We start from the raw sequence: 15,054 nt of genomic DNA on the forward strand, positions 1-15,054 counted from the left end.
CGGCCCGCCGCTCCCGCGCGTTCAACCTCCAGTTCTGGGCGTTCAACCTCGGCATGGCGGGCGCGTCGGCGCTGGCCGGGCTGCTCGCCGAGGCGAGCTATCTGGCCCTGTTCCTGGTCGACGCGGCGGCCACCCTCACCACCACGGTCATCATCGCCTGGAAGGTGCCGGAGACCCTGGCCCGGACGGCCCCGGCAACCTCAACGGCCGACCAGGGAGCCTCGACGGCTGACCCGGGAACCTCGACGGCCGGGCCGGGGGCGGTGCGGGCCCGGCGGGCCGGGTTGCGTACCCCGCTCACCGACCGGATCTTCCTGGCCTTCGTCGCACTGACCTTCGCGCACGCCGTGATCACCGCGCAGAACTCGACGGTGATGCCGCTGGCGATGCGCAACGACGGGCTCAGCTCCTCGGCGTACGGGCTGGTGGTGGCGCTGGGCGGGCTGTTCATCGTGATCGGTCAGCTCTTCGTGCCCCGGCTGATCGACGGTCGCCGCAAGCACCGGGTGCTGGCCACCGCGCTGGGCCTGGCCGCCTTCGGGTACGCCGGACTGACCGTCGCCGACGGACTGCCCGGGTACCTGCTGGCGGCGCTGGTCTGGACGGTCGGCGCGATGCTCGCCGCACCGCCGAACGCGGAGATCAACGCCGAACTGGCCCCGCCCCGGCTGCGTGGCCGCTACCAGGCGGTCTTCTTCCTCACCTTCCCGGCCGCGGCCTTCGTCGCCCCGGCGGTCGGCGGGGTGAGTCTGCAGTACCTCGGCGACGCCCACTGGCTCGCGGTCGGCGGGCTCGGCCTGCTCGCGGTCGCCGGCCACCTGCTCGCCGGCCCACCCCGGGAACGCCGAGTGGCCCGCATCGCCGATCCACCCGCCGTGGTCAGCGGCGCAGTTCGGAGCTGATCTCGGAGCTGATCTCGACGCCGATCTCGGAGCTGATCTCGGCGGCGGTCGCCAGGTCGGTGGCGAGGGCCGTGTGCTCGGCGGCGGAGAGTTCCACCGCGTCGACCGTCAGGTGGGGGCGTGCCGCCGCGCGAACGCCTCGATCGCGTCGAGGTCGGCGGGGCGGAGTCCCCGCCCGGGGTCGGGCATGATCAGCAGGGCGACACCCCGGGCCACCGCCCGGTCCAGGATCCTGTCCCCCGCCGGGATCGCCTCGTCGTCGGTCCAGACGAGGGTACGACCGGCTGCCAGCACCGCGTGTGCGGCGGTCAGCTTGACCGGCCAGCCCAGTTCGCCGGTCGGCACCGGATCGCAGGCGAGGGCCCGATCCAGCACCGGCAGCCGCCACAGCCGCTCCAACACGTCCGCCTCCGGGCACCAGGTGGTGCACCAGCGCACCTCCACCGCCCCGGACTCGTGCAGCGTGCGGATCCGGTCGACGAGCGCGCCGGCCCAGCGCAGCGGGTACTCACACCGGTCGGACTGGGACCAGACGTCGGCCCGGCGGGCCGCTCGGCCCCACCCCGGCCGACGGGCGTTGATCACACCGTCGACGTCGAGCAGCCAGACGGGCGGCAGATCGGGTACGACCGGCAGGTCCAGCTCGCTGTCCATGTTGCCTCCGATGATCGGTCCTCATTGTGGACGCCGCCCGCCAGCCCGGCCCGCCCCCGCAGCGACATCAGGCGATCGGTGCGCCGTCTCGCGGTCTCCGCCGATCCGGCCCGGAGCCACCTGACGTTCGTCCCGATCAGGTCTGCTCGGTCGCCCATCGGCCGCTCGCCGGAGGAGGCGGCCGGGCCGGAGTCCTGAACCCGGATGGCGGCCACCGGGCCGACCGATCAACCCGTCCGGAGCCGTTCGGCGATGGCGACGGCGACCTCCACGCGCCGGTCGCTCGTCAGCCATTCGCTCTCGGGGCGGGTGAGGTAGTGGAAGACCCGTGGCCCGCGGTGTTCCGTCGGAAGGTCGGGCATCCGGGGTACGACGTGGAAGTGCACGTGCCCGAAGCCCTCCGCCTCGGCGAACTGCATCACGTACGTCTTCGCGCAGCGTACGACGTCGTGCAGGGCGGTGCTGAGCCGGTGGAGCAGCGGGCCCAGCTCGACGGCCTCGGCGGGGGTCAACTCGGCGATCGAGGTGACGTGTCGGCGCGGCAACGCGACCAGCCACCCGGGCAGGCTGGAGTGGAACGCGTGCGCCGTACGCCAGTGGTCGGTCAGGTGCAGCCGTTCGGCGAACGACGCGGTGGCGAGGTCGTTCTCCTCGCGGCAGGAGTTGCTCTCGACCTGGCCCGCCGGACCGTACCGCCGGGCGCATGGCGTTGAGGCAACCGGTGCCGGTTGCCCGGTCCCGGTCGCCTCAACGGGTGCGAGGTGGTCAGATTTTGGGGACCTCGACATCGACCGGCATACCGTAGTTGGAGAACTCGATGGTGGTTTCGATCAGCAGCCCATCCCCCTGGCTGCGGGGCGCCGAGTCCACCGGGCGGTATGTCACCGAGCTGACCTTGCCCGAGCGCACCTCGACGGTCCCGGTATAGGTAAGCCGTGCGGGGGCGCCCGTACGCGGATTGGTCGGGGCCGGCGTCCTGGCAGGGGCCGGCGTTCCGGTCGGGGGGGCCGGCGTGTACGGCAGTTCGTCGTACTGGAACGCGTACGTCTCGACCCCGCCGGCGCTCCCGGTCTTCTCCACCGTGCCCGCCTCGGCCAGGGCGTTCAGCATGTCGGTGGGGTCGGTGGTCACGTCGCCCGGCAGTGCCGCCTCGAGCCCGAGAAGCGAGCGGCCCATCAGCTTCTGCACCTCGACCGCCTTACCGTCGACGATACGGATCTGATAACGGTGGTCGCCGATGATCCGCTGTTCGAAGCCATTGCCGCGTCGGTCGGTCGTAACCACGAAACCCCGCTCGCCCACCGGGTCGTAGGCGCCCTCGAAGAGCGGCTGGTCGCGGCGAATTTCCCGATTCCACCGATTCCACACCTTGAAGGCGAAACTGTTCTCTCCGGTTGCCCGCGCAGCCGCCGCCAGTTGCAGCGTCGGCGGTTGCTCCGCCACCGTCGTGCCGCCACCACCCTCACCCAGGCCCGCGTCGCCGACCAGCCCGGCGAGGGTCGCGCCCACCGCCACCACCGCGACGGCCGCCGTGGCCACCGCGACGCGTACCGCCGGCCGCGGCAACCACCGCCGCCATGCCCCGGTGCCAGTCGCCCGACCTGCCCCGGTCGGGCTGGCCGATGCCATCGCCGCCGTCAGCCGCGTCTCCGTGCCGGCCAGTTGCTCGGGACCTGGTACGGGAACATCTGTCCGCATTGCTCGCAACTCCCTCATCTCATCCATTGGGCTCCCCCTCTTCGACAGTCATGGGATTGGCCCCGCCAAGCGCCTTGCGCAACGTGCCGCGAGCCCGGCTGATCCGGGACCGGACGGTGCCGACCGGTACCCCGAGAGCCACCGCGATCTCCTCGTAGGTCAGTTCCGCCCAGGCGAACAGCAGCAGCGCGTCCCGATGTCCACGCGGCAGCCGGGCGAGGGCACCCGCCAACTGTCGGCCTGTCGCACTCGCGCTCACCCGGGCGTCGCTGCGCTCGGTGAACGCCTCCAGCACGGGGTCGACACTGCTCCGCTCGGTCACCCGAAGCTGCTTCAACTCCGTACGCCGGAACCGCCCCATCCGGTTGGTGGCGATCCCGTAGAGCCACGGCCGGGCGTCCGGCCGGGTGGAGTCGTAGCGGTGCCGTTGACGAAACGCCTCCAGGAACGTGTCGGCCAGTATGTCCTCGGCGGCCTCCGGACCGATCCGGCGTCCGAGGTAGCGCAGCAGCGCGGCGGCGTGCCGGCGGAACAGGACGGCGAAGACCTCCGGATCGTCGTACGACCTCCGGATGACCACGGCGTCGGCGGTCTCCTCGGCCTCGACGCCGACGCCGGAGCGATCCCGTGGCGGTGCCCAGTTCTGTCCGATCACGTTGTCTCGGCCTCTCGACGATTTCCCTGACACCCGTTATTGCCGACCGTCGCGCAGCCGGTTCCCGTCGAGTGCGAGACCGTTCAGAGCACACTCGCCCGACGCCTAGCCGCTCGCCGCCCGGCGCCCGGCGCCCGGCGCCCGGCGCCCGGCGCCCGGCGCCCGGCGCTCGGCGCTCGGCGCTCGGTGTGCTTCGTGCTTGGTACTCCGTGCTCGGTGCTCGGTGTGCTCGGTGCTCGGTGTGCTCGGTGCTCGGCACGATCCGCTGACGTTCGACGCGGATTCGACGCGGAGCGGTGCGGGGGCGCGGCTACGGCAGGAACGGCGCGAAGTGGTCGGCCACCAGCCCGGCGACCCCTTCCGCGTCCCGGCTGCCGTCGACCTCGATCACCCGGATGTCGAGCCGGCGGGCACCGCGTACGGCGTCCTCGGCGAGCAGGCGATCCCGCTGGATCCGGTTCCGCTGCCCGAGTTCGGGGTCGCTGACCTGGTGACCGAGCCGACCAGCCCGGGGCAGCCGGTCGAGCTGCCGCTGCCGGAACTCCTCGGTCGGCACCATCACCACCATCTGCCGGGTCGATCCGGTGACCGGCGCGACCAGGTCGGGCCGCAACCCCCAGCCCTCGGCAAGAATGGGCCGGGGTGAGGCGAGCGCCCGCAGGTCGTCCTGCACCCACTCGAACCGCTCGGCGAATTCGACCAGCACCTGCCGGGCCATCTCCTCCGGCGTCGTACGGACCCAGACCGTCTCCCAGTCGGGCTCGGCCGGCTCGCCGCGCCGGATCCGGCGTACCACCCGGCGGTCGTTGTGGCCGCGCGCGTCGTGGTAGTCGTAGTGGTAGTGCGTCAGGCCGTACCGCTCGGCGAGGATTCCGGCCACCGTCGACTTGCCGGCCCACTGACCGCCGCCGATCCAGAGCGCCCGGCGCAGGGTGCTGAAAGGGTCCCATGGCATGCCCAGAATCGTGAGCCCGATACGCACCGAATTCCAGTCTTGTATTTGGATATCCGCCCTGGTCAACTGAGGTTAGGGGGACCGTGCCGAGCCGCCGTCGTGGGCGACGGGGTCAGCGGCGGGCGGGCACCCAGCCGAGGAAGCGTTCGCTGAGTGCCCTCGCCGCCGGAGCGCCGGCCGGGTTGAGCGCATGCAGATCGCGGTACGCCTCGGCGAGCGACGAGCCGAGATGGACGCAGAGCGCGACGCGGGTGTCCGGGTACTCCCGGACCAGGCTGAGCCGGGCGGCGGCGCACGGCCAGGGCTGCCCGTCGGTGCGACACAGCCAGATTGGCCGCAGTGGAGTGTGCGGGCCGATCGGCGGCTCCGGGGCGGTCATCTCCACGCCCCGGTGCCGGCGCGGCCCCGCCGCCACTCCCCCAGCGTGCCGCGAGCGCCGTCGACCAGCGCCGGCAGCGCCCGGTGGGTCGGGTACTCCGCGTTCCAGCGCGGGTGCCGGTTGCGCCCGCGCGGCGGCGTCAACGGTGCCGGCGGTGGCGGGTCCGGTGCCGGCGGGACGGTCGGCATCGCGAGTTGGGGCGGCAGGTCGGGGGCCGGGACCGTCTGCGGCAGCAGGATCGAGAGTCCCTGCCACGGGCACGACGACCATCGCCGCCCGCACCGGCACCACAACCACAGCCGACGCCAGTCGCGACAGTGCCGGAAAACGAGCGGGACGGGCCGAGTCCGGCGTACTTTCCGCATCGCGTCTCCTTCGGAGTTGGAAGGGGGCCATCTCATTACGGGGGGAAGTGAGATGGCCCCCGCAGGTTCCGCCCGGCCGGTCACCATGCCATTTGAATTCCGGGCGGTTCCGCTAGTGACACTCTGTCGTGGAGTGCACTACGGTCGATACGTGCTCGCGGCATCCGTGCTGGTCAGAGCGGCAGGCGAGCGATTTTGTGAAGCGAATCTTCGGAAGTGAGCAGAGGTGGGATTATCGATGGGACTCGTCACGGAATACGTCCTCGCCGAGCTTAGGCTGTTTCGCACTGAGCAGCGACTCAGTCAGGAGGAGTTCGGGCGCAAGATCGGCTATTCCGGATCACACGTCAGCTCGGTGGAAACCGGCCAGCGTCCGCCGACCGACGAATACGTGGAAAAGATCGACCAGACCTTCCAGACCGGCGGCACGTTCAGCCGGATGCTCAAGAAGCTCGCCAAGCTGGACAGCACGCCGGCCTGGCTACGCGACTGGATCGAGTTCGAGCGCCTGGCCCGCCTGCTCCGCTGGTACGAGCCGGCGTACGTGCCAGGGCTCCTACAGACCGAGGCTTATGCTCGGGCAACGCTCGTCGGGGTCCACCTCACGCCGGAGGAAACCGAGCAGCGAATCCAGAGCCGGCTGGACAGGCAGGGCGTGCTCACCACCGGCAGTCCGGCACAGTTCGTCTTCGTCCTCGACGCGATGGTCCTTCGCCGACCGGTTCGCGGCGAGCCGGGTGTGATGGTCCAGCAGCTTCAACACCTGGCGACCTGCGCGGAGCTGCCACACATACAGGTCCTCGTGGTTCCTCCTGAGGTCGGGGTCTACCCTGGCCTACAGGGAGGCTTCACCCTGGCGACGCTGCCGGATCAGTCAGTAGTGGCGCACCTCGACCATCAGGTGCGAGCACAGATCGTCGACAGGGCCGAGGAACTAGCCACGCTCCAGGGCATCTGGGAGGCGATCCGCAGCGAGGCTCTCCCCAGACCACAGTCGCTCGAACTGATAAGGGAAGTGGCGAAGGAATGGACATGACCGGCGCCAACTGGCGGAAGTCCACCCGCTCGGGTGCGAACGGCGGGTCCTGTGTGGAAGTGGCGGACAACCTGCCCGACATCGTGCTCGTACGCGACACCAAAGACCGCGACGGCGGCACCCTGGCCTTCGGACCGGCCCACTGGCAGGCGTTCGTACGCCTCGCCCAGCACCTCGACCCAACCACCTGACCGCTAAGACCGAAGCTCCAGGGATCTTGGCGAGAAATGGTTCGCGGGGAACCTTAACTCGCCAAGAATCTTGGTAGCAGGCTCATCCGGGGGCGCCGCCTCAGCAGGCGGTGCCCCCGTCGGCGATCAGTAAGCGGTGCCCCCGTCGGCGGTCAGTAGGCGACGTTGCCGATCGTGCCACATCGATGTTGCCGACCATGCCACCTCAACGTTCGGGTTCGGGTTCGGCCGGGATCCCGCCGGACACCCTGTCGACGCCGGACAGTGAGCCGCAGGCGAGCCGCCGACCAGGCCGTTGGCGGAGCCGCATCTCACTGTCGCACTCCCGGTTGGAGGAAGCATGCTCGGCGCCGGATTCCCCTTGTTCGACCCAGACGACGGCAGAGCCACCGGACCACGCCTCGGCAGGCTGGTCGGCCGGCTCGACAGATCCGGAAATCCGACCGGCCAGCCGGGACCACCGACGGGCGGGGGGCACGCGGCGAGCACCCTGCTGCGGGGCCTCGCCATCGCGATGGCCCTGGTGGTCGCATCCGTCGTGATGATCGCACCCACTCCCGCGTACGCGGACACCAACCGCAGAGAGCTGGTGAGTGGCTACAGCACCCTTCGCGCCGACGTGATGTGGGCCTCCACGGCGAATCATCAGGGTGTCTTCCTCTGGCCGGACAACACCAGCGCCTCGCAGGAGTTCGACCTGCTCGACAGCGGGGGCGGCTTCTTCCGGATCAGGGCTCGGCACTCCGGTCAGTGCCTGATGCTCGACTGGCGGGCCGGGTTCTACGACAACGGCACGCCGATCATCCAGTTCCCGCACTGTTCCGCCGGCTACACCCCGGGCGAGTGGTTCACCCAGGAGGTTTTCCACAAACCCTGTACGGGTCAGTGCTTCGGCTCCTGGTTCGTGCTCATCAAGAACCGCGAGACCGGCATGTGCCTGGATGCCGCCGCGCCGTCCGGGCGGCCTGCCCAGCAGGCGGTGTTGCAGCAGTGGAGCTGCATCTCGGCCACCACCGACTGGAACGCCTTCAACCAGATGTGGAAGATCTACGATCCCACTCCGGTGATCATCGGCTAGCGCGGCGGCGGCGATCGACCAGCGACGGTGGCGACCGGGCCGATCAGCCGATCACGTGCCGACGGTGGGGCAGCCGGAACCCGGCTGCCCCACCGCGCTGGCTCAGTCGACGACCGCCTGGCTCAGTCGACGACCGGTGGCGCGGTCTTCGCCGCCTCCCGCAACGCCGCCGCCGCACCGGCGTACGGGTTGTAGGTGTACGACCGGGACAGGCTGCCCGGGATCGTGAAGTACTCGACGGAGAGCTTCGCCGAGTCGGTGGCGATCTCGCCCCGGCCCGGCAGGTCGTTGCCGTCGTCCCAGCCCCACGGCGCGTTCGCCGAGTTGGTCGAGCAGGAGAAGGTGCCGACGCCACAGTCACCGGAGGTGTCCCCGGCGAAGGTGCCGAGGTTGGCGAAGAGGTTGGCGTTGGCCCGCTGCGGCCAGAGCCCACCGGAGGCGAAGATGTCCACGAGCTTGTAGCGGACGTCCCGGTCGTTGCCGTTGCTCGGCGTCTCGGCCACCGTCGACGGGTAGTAGACGATGCCGTCCCCGTTGATGTTGTACTGCGGGTACGCCTTCAGCCCGTGCCCCTGCGCCTCCTGTGCGGTCACCGGGTGCTGGAACGAGTCGTGCGGCGACGACTGCATCTGGAGCGTACCGTCGACGTTCTCCCGCCCGCTGGTCCAGGTGCTCCCGGCCGGGGTGTACGAGTAGAAGTCGCTGTGCGCCACGGTCACCGCCCCGCGCAGTACCCCGTAGTCGGAGCCGTTCCGCTCGATGGCGAACATGACGCCCTCGCCGTCGTTCTCGTGCTCGGTCTCGAAGAACGGGTGGTCCGTCCAGTCCCGGGGGTGGAAGAACAGGTACGTGATGTACCAGTGCGTGCTGGTCTCCAGCACCGAGTAGTACGCCTGCGCGGCGAACGAGGCGCCGGAGCCGGCGGCGTTGTCCCAGTTGTTCCGCCCGTTCAGGTCCCCGTCGAAGTCGACGGCGGTGATGTAGTCGGAACGGCCGCCGAGCGCGTGGCTGCCGGTCGCGTCGACGTCCTGGTAGTGGATCGGGGCCCAGCGCAGCGCCAGTTCCGCCCGGCTCACCGCCGCGCTGGCCGGTGCCGGCGCCGCCAGCCCCACGGCCACCAGCGCCGGCACCAGTACGGCCGCCGCCAGGGATCTCCCGGCGGTCCTGAACCGATCAGGCATGTGTCCTCCCACGGTCGGGTTTGGATAGACCGCGGGCAATCTACGGGATCGACGTCGGCCGGCACATGTCCAACTGACGACGAGCGATTTGAGTGCAGTCGACGGATTGGCTGCACCGCACCGGGATCGGCGCAGCCGCACCGGGATCGGCGCGGCCACACCGCTCGACCCGGTGTCACTCGTTGTGCAGTACCTCGGCGATCGGCAGTCGCGCCGCCGAGCGGGCCGGCAACAGTGCCCCGAGCATCGCGATCGCCGCCCCCGCCAGCGCCAGTACGCCGAGCAGCGGAACCGACCAGACGTTGATCAACGAGTCCGGTACCCGGATCTGCGCCGCACCGGAGGCGATCGGCACGACCAGGCGGTGCGCGACGATCCCGACCGGGATGCCGAGCAGTCCGCCGAGCGTTCCCAGCACCGCCATCGAGGTCACCATCATCGCCGTCACCTGCCTCGGAGTCATCCCGATCGACTTGAGCATTCCGAGGTCACGACGGCGTTCCCGGGTGTTCAGCACCACGGTGTTGAAGACGGCGAGCGCCGTGACGATGCCCAGCATCAGGGTGACCACCGCCGCGAGACTGACCGCCGCCACGGTGAAGCTGTCGGTACCGCCGTTGTCCCAGGCGTCCAGGCCCGGATCCGCCGCCTCCACCGCCGCGGTGTACGCCGGGATGTCGGTGCCGCGCGCGAGCTGGATCTGGTAGAGCACCTCGTGGTTGCCGAGCTGGTGCGCCGGGGCGAGCCGGCCGACCGCCGACCAGTCGGCGAGCAGCCCGGGCGGACCGGGCGCACCGCCCATCGTCTCGCCGACGATGGTGGCGGTGCTCCGCCGGCCGTCGGCCTCCATCGTGATCCGGTCGCCGACGGCGAGTCCACGCTCCCCCAGCAACTCCGACGGGGCGACCACCTCGTCCGGGCCGGCCAGCCAGCGCCCCTCGACCACCTGTTCCCGATAGCCCTGGGTCTCGATGTCCCCGCGCAGGAAGTTGACCCCGACCGGCTGGGCGGAGCCGACCAGCGAGAAGTCGAGGGTCAGGTTGACGGTCACCCGGCTGGTGCCGGGCAGCGACCGCAACAGCGCCTCGATCTGCGGGTCGGTCAGCGACGAGGCGGGGCGCAGGGTGCTCCGCTCGGGGTCGGCGGCGCGTACCCCGACGTGGTCGTTTCCGTCGGTGGCGTCGGCGTACCGGGTGACCGTGCTGGTCAGGCCGGTCGCGAAGGTCACCGTGGTCACCCCGAGCAGCACCGCCGAGATGGTCAGCGCGGTCCGGCCCGGCCGGGCGAACGGCAGGCCGAGGCCGAGGCTGACGGCGCGGGGCAACCGGGTACCGCTGAGCCAGCGCTGCACCCGCAGCCCGCGCCCGACCCGGGGTGCGCTGCCGGCGCTGATCGCCTCGACCGCGGAGAGCCGGCGGGCCCGCGACGCCGGGACCAGCGCGGCGAGTACGACCACGACCGGCATCCCGAGCAGCGTCGCCACACTCACCAGTGGACTGATCCCGACCGGTCCGAAGCCCATCCCCTGGAACGAGATGTCCAGCAGCGGCTGCGCCCCGACGTTGCCGAGCACGGTGCCGAGCGCGCACCCGACCACCGCCGGCACGCTGACCATCACCAGATAGACCGCGAGCACCTGCCCCGGGGTGAAGCCGAGCGCCTTGAGGATGCCGATGTGCCGGAAGCCGGAGACCACCGCCCCGCTGACCACGTTCGCGACGATCAGCACCGCCGCTACCAGCCCGAGAATCCCGAAGACCATCAGGAACGGCACGAACACCCCCGGCTCGGCCGCGACCGCCTGCTTGACCAGCAGGTACGACTGGGCGGCGAGCAGGGCGTCCGCCGGTACCCCCTCGGTGACCGTCGCCATCCCGGCCTCGATCTCCTCGTCGTTGGCGGCCGAGTCGAACCGGTAGAGCACCTGGGTCGAGGAGGGCCGGAACGCCTGGATCTGCTCCGGCGTGACCCAGGCGTCGGCGGTCCGACCCAGGCTGTACGCCACGCCGACGACGGTCAGCGTCGGCCCGCCCGGGATCTCGGCGCTGGTGCCGAGGATCGGCGGCTGCCAGCGCTCCGGCCCGAAGCCGGCCAGGTCCCGGGCCGGTGGCGTGTCGTTCAGCACGATCTCACCGGGCGCGCGGGGCCAGCGCCCCGCCCAGAGGTCCACCCGGTCCACCGGACCGGCCGGGTCCGCCCGGCCCACCACGTTCAGCGGCCCGCCCGTCAGCCCGGGGCCGTTCAGCGGTACCTCCAGCACGGCCTGGGCGAACGGGCCGGCGACCGCCTCGACACCGGGCCGCCGGGCCGCCTCTGCGAGCTGCGCCTCGGAGACCAGCGTGGAGTCGTACGCCGCCGCGACGTGTGCGCCGCGCTGCCGGGCGAACGCGTCGTCGAACGGTGCGGTGGAGGCGACCAGCAGGCCCAGCGCCATCACGGTGGTGGCGGCGGAGAAGAGGAGTACCAGCCCGATCACGACCGTCTGAAGTTTCCGGCGTCGTACGGCGGCCCGGGCGGCCCGCCACACCGCGCCCGTACCGCGTCCCCGGGACGGTAGCGGCTGCGCCAGCCCGCTCATGCCGGCACTCCGCTGCGCTCCGTGCCGCCATGAGGCACCGTCGCACTGAACTGGCTGATTCGCTCGCTCATGCCGCCCGCTCCAGGCTGCGTTCGCCGGCCACCCGGCCGTCGGCCAGCTCGACCAGCCGGCTGGCGCACCGGTGTGCCAGCCGCTCGTCGTGGGTGACCAGCAGCAGCGTCTGGCCGATCTGGTTGAGGTCGAGCAGCAGGTCCATCACCTGCTCGCCGGCCGAGCTGTCCAGGGCGCCGGTCGGCTCGTCGGCCAGCAGCAGGGCGGGCCGGTTCATCAGTGCCCGGGCCACCGCCACCCGCTGCCGCTCGCCACCGCTGAGCGCGGCCGGATAGATGTTCCGCCGGTCGACGATGCCGAGTTCGTCGAGGAGTTCCAGCGCCCGCCTGCGCGCCTGCCGGGCCGGTACCCCGACCAACTGCGCGGCCAGCGCGACGTTGTCCAGCGCCGGCAGGTCGTCGAGCAGGTTGAAGAACTGGAAGATCATGCCGATCCGGCGGCGCCGGAACAGGGCCCGGCCGGTCTCGTCGAGCCGGCCCAGGTCGTCGCCGTGCACGACGACCTCCCCCGAGGTGGGCCGGTCGAGCCCGGCGACCATGTTCAGCATGGTCGACTTGCCGCAGCCGGACGGCCCCATCACGGCCACCGCCTCGCCGGCCCGGATCTCCAACGACACCCCGGCCAGGGCGGTGGTGTCGCCGTACTCCTTGCGCACGTCGGTCAGCCGCACGACGACCTCTGATGTGCTGTCTGCGCTGGTCATGGCGACCAACCTAGGCAGGACGGGGCGGGGTCGGCATCAGCCCGGGGAGGTAACGTCCGGCCAGGTCATCCTGGGGATGTACGGCATTGCTGCCCGGGGATGACGCGGATCGTGCCGCGTACTGCGAAGGTGGTCGGCGTGGGGGGAACCGGAACGGTCGGCTGGCTGGTCGGCGCGCTCGCGGCGGCCGGCGCGACCGTCGGGTGGCTGGCGGTGGCGCTGGTCCGGGCCCGCCGGCTGCACCGCCGGGCGCTCGGCGAGCGGAGCTGGCTGCTGGAGCGGGAACGGGAGAGCGCCGCCCGGGTCGCGGTCGAGGCGGAACGGGCCCGGATCGCCCGGGAGCTGCACGACATCGTCAGCCACAACGTGAGCCTGATGGTGGTGCAGGCCGGGGCGGCCCGGGAGGTGCTGGCCAGCATGCCGGACGAGGCCGCCGCCGCGCTGTTCGCGGTGGAGAGCGCCGGCCGGGACGCGATGACCGAGCTTCGCCACCTGCTCGGCCTGCTGGCACCGGCCCAGGACGGCGAGGACACCGTCGCCGACCGGTCGGGGCTGGACCCGCAACCCGGGCTGGGCCAACTCGGCCCGCTGGTCGACCGGATCGCCTTCGCCGGGTTGCCCGTCGAGGTACGCATCTCCGGGGAACCGCGTCCGCTGCCGGCCGGGATCGACCTGACCGCGTACCGGGTGGTGCAGGAGGCGCTGACCAACGCGCTGCGGCACGGCGACGGGGAGAAGGCCGAGGTGACCATCAGGTACGCACACAACTACCTGCGGGTGGAGGTACTCAACACCGGCCCGAGCGTGCTCTCCGGCGGCCGGCCGGCGGGCGCCTCCGCCAGCGACCGGTCCGCCGGTGCGTCCTCCGGTGGCCGGTCCGCCGGTGCGTCCTCCGGTGGCGGGTCCGCAGGTGCGTCCTCCGGTGGCGGGTCCGCCGGTGGCCGGTCCACGGACGGGCGCTCGGGTGGGCCGGCCACGGCGGGTGGGCCGGGGTCCGGAGGGTCCGCGCCGGGCGGGGAGGGCGGCGCGGGGCGGGGCCTGCTGGGGCTGCGCCAGCGGGTCGCGGTCTACGGTGGCGACCTGGACGCCCGGCGCCGGCTCGGCGGCGGTTACCGGGTCCGGGCCCGCATCCCGCTGGACCGGCCGTGACGGATACCGAGGAGACCCGGCCGGCACCCCGGGTGCTGATCGTCGACGACCAGGCGCTGGTCCGGACCGGGTTCCGGATGATCCTGACCGCCCGCGGCCTGCACGTGGTGGGCGAGGCAGCCGACGGGGTCGAGGCGGTGGCGGCGGCGTACGAACTGCGGCCGGACGTCGTACTGCTGGACATCCGGATGCCGAACATGGACGGCCTCCAGGCGGCCCGGCGGATCCTGGCGCAGTCCCCGGACTGTCGGGTGATCATGCTGACCACCTTCGACCTGGACCGGTACGTCTACGCCGCGCTGGCCGCCGGAGCCAGCGGCTTCCTGCTCAAGGACGTCACCCCGGAACACCTGGCCGCCGCCGTCCGGCTGGTCAACACCGGCGACGCCCTGCTGGCTCCGTCGATCACCCGACGCCTGGTGGAACGGTTCGCCACCACCGACTCGGCGCGCGCCACCACCGACTCGGCACGCGGCGCCACCGACCCAGCGCGCGGTGCTACCGACTCGGCACGCCGCACCACCGACTCCGGCCCGAGCGGCGGCGATCCCGGGCGGACCGCCGCCCGGCAGCCGGAACTGGCGGCGCTGACGCCCCGGGAGCGGGAGGTGCTGACGCTGCTGGGTCGCGGGCTGTCCAACAGCGAACTGGCGCACCGGTTGACCCTGAGCGAGGCGACGGTGAAGACCCACGTCGCCCGGATCTTCGCCAAACTCGGCCTCCGGGACCGGGCCCAGGCCGTGGTGCTGGCGTACGAGACCGGGCTGGTCGCGCCCGGCGATCCGAGGGGCTGACTCTCCCGCCGGTCAGGTCAGTGGGCTGACTCTCCCGCCGCACAGTCAGGTCAGTGGGCTGACTCGCCCGCTGGTCAGGTCAGCGGGCGGGCGATGTCCCGGGCGTGGTCGACCACCGCCGCGCCGACCACGGTCGCCTCGACCGGCAGCACCTCCAGGCAGCGCCGTACCGCAGCCGCCATCAGGGTGTTCGGCACCCGCATCGAGAGGGTGCAGTGCGGCACCCAGCGGCCGGGGTGGTAGTGCTCGCTGACCGGTACGTCGGCCCAGGTCAGCCGCTCGTGCACCATCGCCTGGTGGGCCAGCAGTTCCGAGGTGGGAGTCGGGCCGAGCCAGAGCACCCGGCCGACGAACTGGCCGGCGTACTGGAAGGAGAGTCGGAGCGGCGCGGCCACCGCCGTCCCGGTCAGCGCCTCGGCGACCGCGTCGGGGTCGAGCCGGGGAGCGACCGCCAGCGAGACGTGCGGCCGGTGCCGGTGGCCCAGCAGCGACCGCAGGCTCTGCACACCCTCGGACTCCAACGCGTCCCAGAGCACCCGGATCCGCCGGGTGGCGTCGGTGTCGAGGTACATCTCCAGGGCGGCGACCATTTGATCACTCTAGGGACCGGTCGCCGCCGTTCCCGGATCGGGACCGACCGGGTCGGCGGCACCGCACCGGGTCG

General features: G+C 71.8%; 17 protein-coding genes. 6 read left to right on the top strand and 11 right to left on the bottom strand.

The window, feature by feature from the left end:
• Positions 1-902, top strand: a 902-nt coding sequence (locus Pma05_RS10330) for an MFS transporter (RefSeq protein ID WP_203857128.1), incomplete at its 5' end; no start/stop codon positions are given.
• A gap of 108 nt (positions 903-1,010) precedes the next feature.
• Here the strand turns inward: Pma05_RS10330 and Pma05_RS10335 are convergent.
• The 7 genes from Pma05_RS10335 to Pma05_RS10365 all read right to left on the bottom strand — a co-directional run bounded on the left by Pma05_RS10335 (position 1,011) and on the right by Pma05_RS10365 (position 5,608).
• Positions 1,011-1,556, bottom strand: coding sequence for a hypothetical protein (locus Pma05_RS10335; protein WP_203857129.1), 546 nt, complete (start codon positions 1,554-1,556; stop codon positions 1,011-1,013).
• Between the two features lie 227 nt (positions 1,557-1,783).
• A complete protein-coding gene (locus Pma05_RS10340; protein WP_203857130.1) occupies positions 1,784-2,344 on the bottom strand; it encodes an HIT family protein in 561 nt (186 codons plus the stop codon).
• Positions 2,322-3,095 (bottom strand): hypothetical protein, encoded by a 774-nt coding sequence (locus Pma05_RS10345; protein WP_203857131.1) that lies wholly within the window; start codon positions 3,093-3,095, stop codon positions 2,322-2,324. The genes Pma05_RS10340 and Pma05_RS10345 overlap by 23 nt, the downstream gene beginning before the upstream one ends.
• 178 nt (positions 3,096-3,273) lie before the next feature.
• A complete protein-coding gene (locus Pma05_RS10350; protein WP_203857132.1) occupies positions 3,274-3,909 on the bottom strand; it encodes an RNA polymerase sigma factor in 636 nt (211 codons plus the stop codon).
• Between the two features lie 310 nt (positions 3,910-4,219).
• Positions 4,220-4,864 carry a hypothetical protein gene (locus tag Pma05_RS42470; protein WP_239312129.1) on the bottom strand — a complete coding sequence of 215 codons (645 nt, stop codon included), beginning with the start codon at positions 4,862-4,864 and terminating at the stop codon, positions 4,220-4,222.
• Positions 4,865-4,976: 112 nt separating this feature from the next.
• Positions 4,977-5,243: a hypothetical protein gene (locus Pma05_RS10360; RefSeq protein WP_203857133.1), complete on the bottom strand. Its 267-nt coding sequence runs from the start codon at positions 5,241-5,243 to the stop codon at positions 4,977-4,979.
• Positions 5,240-5,608, bottom strand: coding sequence for a hypothetical protein (locus tag Pma05_RS10365; protein WP_203857134.1), 369 nt, complete (start codon positions 5,606-5,608; stop codon positions 5,240-5,242). Before Pma05_RS10365 ends, Pma05_RS10360 begins: the two co-directional genes overlap by 4 nt.
• 238 nt (positions 5,609-5,846) lie before the next feature.
• On the opposite strand from Pma05_RS10365, the gene Pma05_RS10370 reads away from it, so the two are divergent.
• From Pma05_RS10370 to Pma05_RS10380, 3 genes are all read left to right on the top strand, one after another.
• Positions 5,847-6,644: a helix-turn-helix domain-containing protein gene (locus tag Pma05_RS10370; protein WP_203857135.1), complete on the top strand. Its 798-nt coding sequence runs from the start codon at positions 5,847-5,849 to the stop codon at positions 6,642-6,644.
• Entirely contained in the window at positions 6,641-6,835 is a 195-nt protein-coding gene (locus tag Pma05_RS10375; RefSeq protein ID WP_203857136.1) for a DUF397 domain-containing protein, read from the top strand. The genes Pma05_RS10370 and Pma05_RS10375 overlap by 4 nt, the downstream gene beginning before the upstream one ends.
• Before the next feature lie 361 nt (positions 6,836-7,196).
• A complete protein-coding gene (locus Pma05_RS10380) occupies positions 7,197-7,913 on the top strand; it encodes an RICIN domain-containing protein (protein WP_203857137.1) in 717 nt (238 codons plus the stop codon).
• Between the two features lie 122 nt (positions 7,914-8,035).
• Here the strand turns inward: Pma05_RS10380 and Pma05_RS10385 are convergent, their stop codons facing one another.
• From Pma05_RS10385 to Pma05_RS10395, 3 genes are all read right to left on the bottom strand, one after another.
• On the bottom strand, positions 8,036-9,094 hold the full coding sequence (locus Pma05_RS10385) for a hypothetical protein (RefSeq protein ID WP_203857138.1): 1,059 nt from the start codon (positions 9,092-9,094) through the stop codon (positions 8,036-8,038).
• Between the two features lie 175 nt (positions 9,095-9,269).
• Positions 9,270-11,672, bottom strand: a complete 2,403-nt coding sequence (locus Pma05_RS10390; RefSeq protein WP_239312132.1) for an ABC transporter permease — start codon at positions 11,670-11,672, stop codon at positions 9,270-9,272.
• 67 nt (positions 11,673-11,739) lie between these two features.
• The gene (locus Pma05_RS10395) at positions 11,740-12,447 is read right to left on the bottom strand and encodes an ABC transporter ATP-binding protein (RefSeq protein ID WP_203857139.1); all 708 of its coding nucleotides are present in this window, start codon (positions 12,445-12,447) and stop codon (positions 11,740-11,742) included.
• A 165-nt stretch (positions 12,448-12,612) separates the two neighbouring features.
• Between Pma05_RS10395 and Pma05_RS10400 the strand changes: the two genes are divergently transcribed.
• Positions 12,613-13,596 (top strand): sensor histidine kinase, encoded by a 984-nt coding sequence (locus tag Pma05_RS10400; protein ID WP_203857253.1) that lies wholly within the window; start codon positions 12,613-12,615, stop codon positions 13,594-13,596.
• Positions 13,593-14,390, top strand: a complete 798-nt coding sequence (locus Pma05_RS10405; protein WP_275414668.1) for a response regulator — start codon at positions 13,593-13,595, stop codon at positions 14,388-14,390. The genes Pma05_RS10400 and Pma05_RS10405 overlap by 4 nt, the downstream gene beginning before the upstream one ends.
• A gap of 74 nt (positions 14,391-14,464) precedes the next feature.
• Here Pma05_RS10405 and Pma05_RS10410 read toward each other — a convergent pair whose 3' ends face one another.
• Positions 14,465-14,980 carry a 2'-5' RNA ligase family protein gene (locus Pma05_RS10410; protein WP_203857140.1) on the bottom strand — a complete coding sequence of 172 codons (516 nt, stop codon included), beginning with the start codon at positions 14,978-14,980 and terminating at the stop codon, positions 14,465-14,467.
• Positions 14,981-15,054 lie beyond the last annotated feature (74 nt).

The sequence above is a fragment of the Plantactinospora mayteni genome (assembly GCF_016862935.1).
Lineage (GTDB): Bacteria > Actinomycetota > Actinomycetes > Mycobacteriales > Micromonosporaceae > Plantactinospora > Plantactinospora mayteni.